This is a genomic window from Microcystis sp. M31BS1 (assembly GCF_020245285.1).
Classification (GTDB): Bacteria; Cyanobacteriota; Cyanobacteriia; order Cyanobacteriales; family Microcystaceae; genus Microcystis; species Microcystis panniformis.
Genome location: NZ_JADBVE010000209.1, coordinates 1 through 6,875 on the forward strand (window position 1 = coordinate 1; position 6,875 = coordinate 6,875).

The 6,875-nt window shown below is 44.8% G+C and carries 8 protein-coding genes and 2 pseudogenes; 5 read left to right on the forward strand and 5 right to left on the reverse strand.

Annotated features, from left to right (window positions below; all coding sequences use genetic code 11):
• A pseudogene (locus tag IM509_RS12285) lies at nt 1-131 on the forward strand (IS630 family transposase); the annotation flags it as partial.
• 3 nt (nt 132-134) lie between these two features.
• Nucleotides 135-431: pseudogene (locus IM509_RS12290) on the forward strand (DUF4351 domain-containing protein); the annotation flags it as partial.
• Nucleotides 432-756: 325 nt separating this feature from the next.
• On the opposite strand, the gene IM509_RS12295 reads toward IM509_RS12290, so the two are convergent.
• The 5 genes from IM509_RS12295 to IM509_RS12315 all read right to left on the reverse strand — a co-directional run bounded on the left by IM509_RS12295 (nt 757) and on the right by IM509_RS12315 (nt 4,255).
• A complete protein-coding gene (locus IM509_RS12295) occupies nt 757-1,311 on the reverse strand; it encodes a Uma2 family endonuclease (protein WP_272079482.1) in 555 nt (184 codons plus the stop codon).
• A gap of 407 nt (nt 1,312-1,718) precedes the next feature.
• Entirely contained in the window at nt 1,719-1,925 is a 207-nt protein-coding gene (locus IM509_RS12300) for a hypothetical protein (RefSeq protein ID WP_002762824.1), read from the reverse strand.
• 18 nt (nt 1,926-1,943) lie between these two features.
• Nucleotides 1,944-2,405 carry a hypothetical protein gene (locus tag IM509_RS12305; RefSeq protein ID WP_002762822.1) on the reverse strand — a complete coding sequence of 154 codons (462 nt, stop codon included), beginning with the start codon at nt 2,403-2,405 and terminating at the stop codon, nt 1,944-1,946.
• An 11-nt stretch (nt 2,406-2,416) separates the two neighbouring features.
• A complete protein-coding gene (locus tag IM509_RS12310) occupies nt 2,417-3,607 on the reverse strand; it encodes a PEP-CTERM sorting domain-containing protein (RefSeq protein ID WP_185237851.1) in 1,191 nt (396 codons plus the stop codon).
• 27 nt (nt 3,608-3,634) lie between these two features.
• Nucleotides 3,635-4,255, reverse strand: coding sequence for a hypothetical protein (locus tag IM509_RS12315; protein ID WP_052275687.1), 621 nt, complete (start codon nt 4,253-4,255; stop codon nt 3,635-3,637).
• Between the two features lie 662 nt (nt 4,256-4,917).
• Between IM509_RS12315 and IM509_RS12320 the strand changes: the two genes are divergently transcribed.
• From IM509_RS12320 to IM509_RS12330, 3 genes are read left to right on the forward strand one after another with little or no spacing between them, the layout of a single operon-like run.
• On the forward strand, nt 4,918-5,094 hold the full coding sequence (locus IM509_RS12320) for a DUF8621 family protein (protein WP_002734354.1): 177 nt from the start codon (nt 4,918-4,920) through the stop codon (nt 5,092-5,094).
• Nucleotides 5,091-6,149, forward strand: a complete 1,059-nt coding sequence (locus tag IM509_RS12325) for a DUF3326 domain-containing protein (RefSeq protein ID WP_185237852.1) — start codon at nt 5,091-5,093, stop codon at nt 6,147-6,149. Before IM509_RS12320 ends, IM509_RS12325 begins: the two co-directional genes overlap by 4 nt.
• Nucleotides 6,146-6,727, forward strand: coding sequence for a CPBP family intramembrane glutamic endopeptidase (locus tag IM509_RS12330; protein ID WP_052275689.1), 582 nt, complete (start codon nt 6,146-6,148; stop codon nt 6,725-6,727). Before IM509_RS12325 ends, IM509_RS12330 begins: the two co-directional genes overlap by 4 nt.
• Nucleotides 6,728-6,875: the final 148 nt, after the last annotated feature.

Below are 6,875 nucleotides of genomic sequence, written 5' to 3' on the forward strand. Positions count from 1 at the left end.
ACTTTTCTGACTTTTCTTCAGCCATTTATGAATGTTTGAATGATGCCCATTTGAAACATAAAAAAGAACTGGATTCCTTGCTGACTCTACGATTTCAGAAGTTTAATAAATCTCAGATTATGAACGTCTAAAGTATAGAGAAAGACATCATTCAACGATTATTGAGGAAAGACATCATGAAAGAATCAGTTATCTATCAAGAAATCTGGTCGGAGGGTTTACAAGAGGGTTTACAAGAAGGACGACAAGAAGGAGAAGCTAACCTAGTTTTACGTCTATTAAATCGGCGGATAGGGGACATTTCTCCCGAATTATTGCCCAATATCCGCAGTCTTGACCTAGAACAGTTAGAAAACTTGGGAGAAGCTTTGTTAGATTTTCAGTCACTACAGGATTTAGAACAATGGCTGGAAAATTGCCGAGCTAGTTAGGGTCTGCTGAAAAAGTTTGTTGGTGGGGGCAGGGTGTGACCCCCCCCAACCCCCCCGACATCGGGGGGGCAGGTGGGGTGTGGGGTGTAGGGTTTTACCGATTTTGAGGGTCAGTTACCTAATTTTCAGGGAAAAAGTCCAGGGATTTTACCCCCGATCACTCCAATGATCAGCACTTTTTGAGGGGAAAAAAGTCTAAAAGCCTTATCCAACAAGGTTTTTAGATTTATTCAGCAAGCCCTAGTTAGTACAAATAAACTAAATGCGGTCTATCCATTGCCATGGAAGCAGTAAGCTCTCAACTCCCTTGAGAGTAGTTCGCATTTTAATCTATTCCCCGGTAGAGATCGGCGATGGCTAACTCTAGGTTAATACTTGACAGGATCACGCGATCGCCTGTCTCGTAAATAGTCGTTTCCCATATCCCCAGAGAATTACGACGACGGCATTCCACGCGCTGGACTTCTTGGGAAATTAATACATATTCTTCTAACGTTTCTATCTGTTGATAATCTTGGAATTTTTCGCCCTTGTCAAAAGCGGCCGTACTGGGGGAAAGCACTTCCGCAATTAGTTTCGGATAGCGTTTCAGATAACGATCTTGGCGATCGCGCGGATCGCAGGTAACAAAAGCATCGGGATAGTAATAAAACTGATCTTGATAGTTAACCTTGACATTACCCGAGTGAAACCTACAGTCTGTAGAGTCGCCGAAATGTTCGTCAATGACTTTGAGAAAATTGAAGGCGATGCGCTCGTGATTATCCGTACCGCCGGCCATCGCATAAACCAAACCACGTCGGTATTCATGACGGATCTGACTCTGGCGCTCGATAGCGAGATATTCTTGGGGACTGATGTAGTTGGGAACTGCGATCATAATCTCTAGGGGAAAGCCTACTATCAATTATAGTACGAGAATGGCTCTCTTATTCTTTGTGTGATAATTTTTGCTTATGGAATCGTGAAATGCTTATCGGGCAAGACTTTTAGGGCTATTTTTACGTTCAGCGAAGCTCAGTCGAGCCGCGGAAGAAACTATCAGTATAGACCTCGTTTCCACACAGAAACCAGAAGAGCCAAATTTCCAATACTCAGTTTAAATTTAGTACAGCTTAACCAGATTACTTGGAGTAGATAAAATCTCTGAAAAGGGGGTTTTAGTCTCAGCCAAAAATTCAGAAATTGTCTCTCCTTTTCAACAACTATTTGATGTTTTGCCTCCACAGGATATGACATTTTTTCCTTCTTAGCTGAAACTGTCTTGCTTAGTATTAAGCCAGCCCCTTATTTAGTTGTAATCCGTGAAGATTTGCAATTCACTTCTCCTTCCACTGGTAAAGATTTAACATGAGAACCTTGAAACTTTTCCATATTGCTGACTCGCCACATAGACAGAGGAAAAGTAATAGCAAATAAACCAAAAACTCCCACTAAAATCCAGACGATATTGTGCATTTTACGAGAGGAAAGTTTTCTAATTTGAACATCCATTTTGTTACCTCCATAAGTTTAAGTTAAGGGTAAATAAGGAAAGATAGGATGCCATGACATAGCGGTGGCGGCAATAATGAGGGCGAAAAACCAAAAGAGAATTGTTTTAGCCTTAATCTTGCGATCTTTCCAGAGATAATGGAGTATAGGCCAACTGATTAACCAGCCAATTAATAACATAGTTTCTTTGCCGGTATAACTGCCAATATTACCCCACATTTTGCTAGGATTTTTACTGCCAGGAATCCAAGACCCTAAATTCCAGAGCAGAGTTTCTACGGTTTTTGTCTGGTCTGCATCGGAAAAATGGTGAGAAACCATCATTAAACAACAACCGATTGCGGCGCTAATAATTGCCGCAGCTGCAGGGCCAGAAGTAGCGGGAGAACGTTTGGCACCTTGGGCTAAACCTTGGGGAAATTGTTGTACAAAAGCCCAGATTTTACCGTACCAAGGGCTATCAACATAGGGTTGTGTCATGAGAGTTGCTCCTATTTTTTAAGAGTTCGTAACTGTGTAAAACCCAAAATTCCCACCGCTAAAAGTCCCATAATGGTGCTAGGTTCGGGTACAGATTCTAGGAGAAAAGCGCGGGTTTCCGTTTCTCCCAATTCATTAGTAAAAGTGCCAAAACCAATAATTTGGCCACGCCCATTAATGCCCGTGGCTTGATTTAAAACCCAACCCGTACCATTAATGACTAAATTATTTAAATCAAATAACTGGCCTTCTTGCCAAAGAGTCCCATGGGCAACTTCACTAGCAAGATTAGAAAAGCCAACAATTTGACCAGATTCGTTAATACTTAAAGCATCGCCTCGCGTACCACCAAGACTGCCTAAATTAATCAAATTGCCGTTATCCCAGAGGAATCCACTAGAGGTTAAAGTGGCTCCTGAACCATTAGTCGCTTGACCAATAACTAAGCCATTTTCGTTAAGATCTCGGGCAAAACTTTGGGCGAATCCGTTGGGAATTCCTAGATTAGTCAGGACAAAATTACCATTGGCATCCTGCTCCCAAAAAGCAGCACTGTAGACATTAGTTCCGTCCACTACACCATCGGAGTCTACATAACCAACGATTTCGGTATTGTCATTAATGGCTAAACCAAAATTTTGATCGCCGTCAAGACTAGGTAAGTTGATGCGCGTACCATCTTCCCAGAAAATAGCGTTTCTTCGATTGGTTTCAAAGATATGATAACCAGCAATCTGATTGCTGTTGTTGATGTCGATAAAATAACTTTCCAGGCCACCAAAGTTATAAATGTTGAGGTCGTAACCCCCGGAACCGTTAGGAGTCCACAATAACGCCCGGTCTGTGGGTCCGGCGGTTTCATCTCCCGCACCGACAATCATCCCTGCGTCATTAATAGAACGAGATAAACCACCGCGACCGGGGAGAGTGACGGGGGTGCCGCCATTAACTGGGCCAGTAAGGGGTAAAGCCGTTATCGTAGCGTTTTCCCAGATATAGCCACTAGAAGCGGTATTACCGGCAGTGCGGGAACGACCGACGATTTGACCTTGGTTGTTAATGCTGGCTGCCCTCGTATCCGTACCATCGGGGCTGAGTGTACCCAAGTCGGTGATTTTATACATCGAACCCGCTAGGGCAGGAGACACAGTATGTAAGCCGAAAACAGTGGCTAGAACGAGCGAAAGTTGAATTTTAGTCATTTTTGAGTTGAATCAGCAAATAAGGGTTTACAGAGCCTGAATTTTGGCGACACCGAGGCCGCTAACGAGACCACCCATAGCAAAAAACATCATTGCCATCAGAGCAATGCAAGTGGCTGTTAACACCGGTCGGTTAGCTTTGTCCAAAATTGAGTCGCCGTATTTCCAGAGAATCCAAGTGCAGGCCACGCCTAGGGGTAGGGTAAAAAGGACGCTGAATTCGTGGTATTCCATGAGGACGTATTGACCGAGGGGCGAATTTTCCTTTAGCCATGCCCGCGCACCGCCAAACTCTAAATCGGCCCGATAGCGCATATAGGCTAAATTACCAGTGGCGATCGCTAAAAAAGCGAGGACGGTAGCCCAGAAGGTGAGGGTTCGCATTTGCCGCAAGAGTTTGCTAGAACCTCTTAACAGGGGAAAAGCGAGGTGGCCTGCGTAAACAATGACGACTAGGGCTAATAAAGAGCCAAAACCGTGAATTGTGCCTAACCATCGCTGCCACGGACTCGGATGCAGGAGATTGACGAAGGGCAGGAATAAAAATAAGCCCGCCGAGAGGATTCCTAGCCCATAAACGCAAACGGTGGCGATATCTAGGGTTTTGGGGAAATCTATTTTTTCGGATTCTGTGGGATCAGATAACATCTGCTTCTCCTTGACGATTTGGAAAGAGTAAATGAGAAATTATCTCAATTAGGTCGAACTTTGCTCAAAAAAGTCCAGAGAATACCTGTGTCCAACCATCAAAGGATTTTTAGACTCAAGTTGACGCTAAATAACGTCAAGACTAGAATTTAGACATAGACAAAGCTGGCGCTAAATGATTCTAGTAATCACTTAGCCTCAACTATGCACTGCTAAAGGAGCAACTGGCATCGCTTCTTTGGCTTAATCAGGCTCTAGACTAATTTTCTTGTCAACCATTCAGTCTAGGGCTTTTTTTTAGCCAAGTCTAGTATCAACAATATTTTTTAATAGTTGAGAATAATTCTTAACTATTTTGAAGCTAATGCTTAAATCTCTGGCACAATTGATTTTTGATGGTTTAAAAACGCTAAAAATAAGGATTAAGTGGCATAAAATATCCAAATAGACTGTTTAATTGATGACTGTTCCTTCTTAATTCTCCTGGCTACTGGCTGCTGACTCCTAACCAACCAAGATAATTGTTGATTTTTACAAGAGGTCTATTCCTAAAGGTGTCAGACTACGGCTATCGGTCTTCTCCCCACTCCCCCCCGCAACGCTCAGGAAGTGGTCTCCCCACTGCGGTAAACTAAATGAGATGATCCACGGGAGTTATGACTATGACCACTCACTTTATTAGCGCCGAAATCGACCTACAGGAAACCCCGCAACAACTGCAGCAAGAAATTGAAAAAGAATTGGCCAAACGGGGTGAACCCTTGCGTTGGGCAATCACAGAAGTGGATACCGAGAATAATCAAGTCAAAGTCGAAGCGATTGTCACCACTGCCTCGTGAATTCCCGTCCCTATACCGCCGTACTAATTATTCCCACCGGCATCGGGGCCGCGATTGGCGGTTATGCTGGGGATGGCATTCCCGTGGCCAGAGCGATCGCCAAAGTTTGCGATCGCCTAATTACCCATCCCAATGTCCTTAATGGCGCACAACTGTACTGGCCTCTGGACAACACCTATTATGTGGAGGGTTACGCTTTAGATCGTTTTGCCCGGGGGGATTGGGGATTAAGTCCCGTCCATCAAAATCGCATCGGGTTACTATTTGATCGCGCCATTGAATTTGACCTCTTGCAAAGACACCTTCAGGCTGCCGATGCTGTCCGGGCCACCCTAGGCTTAGATCTGACCGATTACGTTATCACCGATGCCCCCTTAAATGTGCAGTTGCGAGAGGCAGCCTCTGGGGCCAGTTGGGGAACAATTGGTAATCCCGACAGCTTGCTGCGGGGAGCAGAAAAACTGATTAACCAGGGCCGGGCGGAAGCGATCGCCATTGTTGCCCGTTTTCCCGACGATCCCGATAGCATTGCCCTGGCTAATTATCGCCATGGTCAGGGGGTGGATCCCCTTGCCGGGGCCGAGGCGGTAATTTCCCATCTGGTGGTCCGACAATTCCAAATACCGGCAGCCCACGCTCCCGCTTTAAGTCCGCTGCCCCTCGATCCGCAACTTTCCCCCAAGGCCGCGGCCGAAGAAATCGGTTATACTTTTTTACCCTGCGTTTTGGTGGGTTTAAGTCGCGCCCCCCAATTGGTCAAGCAGCCCAGTCCCGATGCTATTTGGGGCCGGGAGGTGGACGCGCTGATCGTTCCCGCCAGTGCCTGCGGCTGTTGCACAGTTTTGAGTTTTTGTCAAGAAAAAAGTGTACTGATTACTGTTGGGGAAAATAGTACAAGAATGAAGGTGGCCCCGGAACCTCTAGGGGTGAAAGCAATTAGGGTACACTCGTATATGGAGGCGATCGGTGCGATCGTTTGTCAACGGGCCGGGGTTAACCTAGCATCTCTTCGCCCTACTTTAAACTCTTTACGCTGTTTATCCGAGAATCCGTGACTAATTCCCCTAATTCCGAATTTGATCCCCTGACACGCACACAAGTCCTCACCATTATGGCGGTAACGGCGATTATCTTGCTGGTAGTCGCCAAAGTTTGGCAATATTTCGGTGCGATCGCTATTCCCGCCATTCGCTGGACTCTCCCGGATTTCTTGTTCGGATTAGCCTTAGCGGGGGCAATTAGTGGAATTAGTGGGCTTCTCTATCGTTTTTGGTCTAGTTATCGCCATAGTGCTAACGCTTACTTACAATTAGTCATTAAACCTTTAGCTTGGCCTGATTTAATTTGGATTGGATTACTGCCGGGGTTAAGTGAAGAATTATTATTTCGCGGGGTAATTTTGCCAGCTTTAGGCTTAAATATCTTTGGTTTAACCGTTTCTAGTCTAATTTTTGGTATCCTCCATTTTAGCGGTTCCCAACAATGGCCCTATGTTATCTGGGCAACTGTTGTCGGTTTTGCCCTCGGTTATACCGTCATCATCACCAGTAATTTATTAATCCCGATCCTCGCTCATGTTATCACCAATCTCCTCGCTAGTTTTCTCTGGAAATTACAGCATAGTAATCAGTAATCAGTTATCAGTTATCAGTAATCAGTTATCAGTTATCAGTGGGTAAGTTATCAGTGATCAGATTTGAGTTTTAAGTGAGCAGTATTAAATAGAAGTTTCCTACTGTCTTTTCACTGATTACTGTTTACTGTTCACTGAAAATACTCCC

Bases quoted from the DNA above. Each gene is read 5' to 3' on its own strand.
- IM509_RS12295 (WP_272079482.1), bottom strand. From the start codon at position 1,311: ATGATCGCAGTTCCCAACTACATCAGTCCCCAAGAATATCTCGCTATC.
- IM509_RS12300 (WP_002762824.1), bottom strand. From the start codon at position 1,925: ATGGATGTTCAAATTAGAAAACTTTCCTCTCGTAAAATGCACAATATC.
- IM509_RS12305 (WP_002762822.1), bottom strand. From the start codon at position 2,405: ATGACACAACCCTATGTTGATAGCCCTTGGTACGGTAAAATCTGGGCT.
- IM509_RS12310 (WP_185237851.1), bottom strand. From the start codon at position 3,607: ATGACTAAAATTCAACTTTCGCTCGTTCTAGCCACTGTTTTCGGCTTA.
- IM509_RS12315 (WP_052275687.1), bottom strand. From the start codon at position 4,255: ATGTTATCTGATCCCACAGAATCCGAAAAAATAGATTTCCCCAAAACC.
- IM509_RS12320 (WP_002734354.1), top strand. From the start codon at position 4,918: ATGACCACTCACTTTATTAGCGCCGAAATCGACCTACAGGAAACCCCG.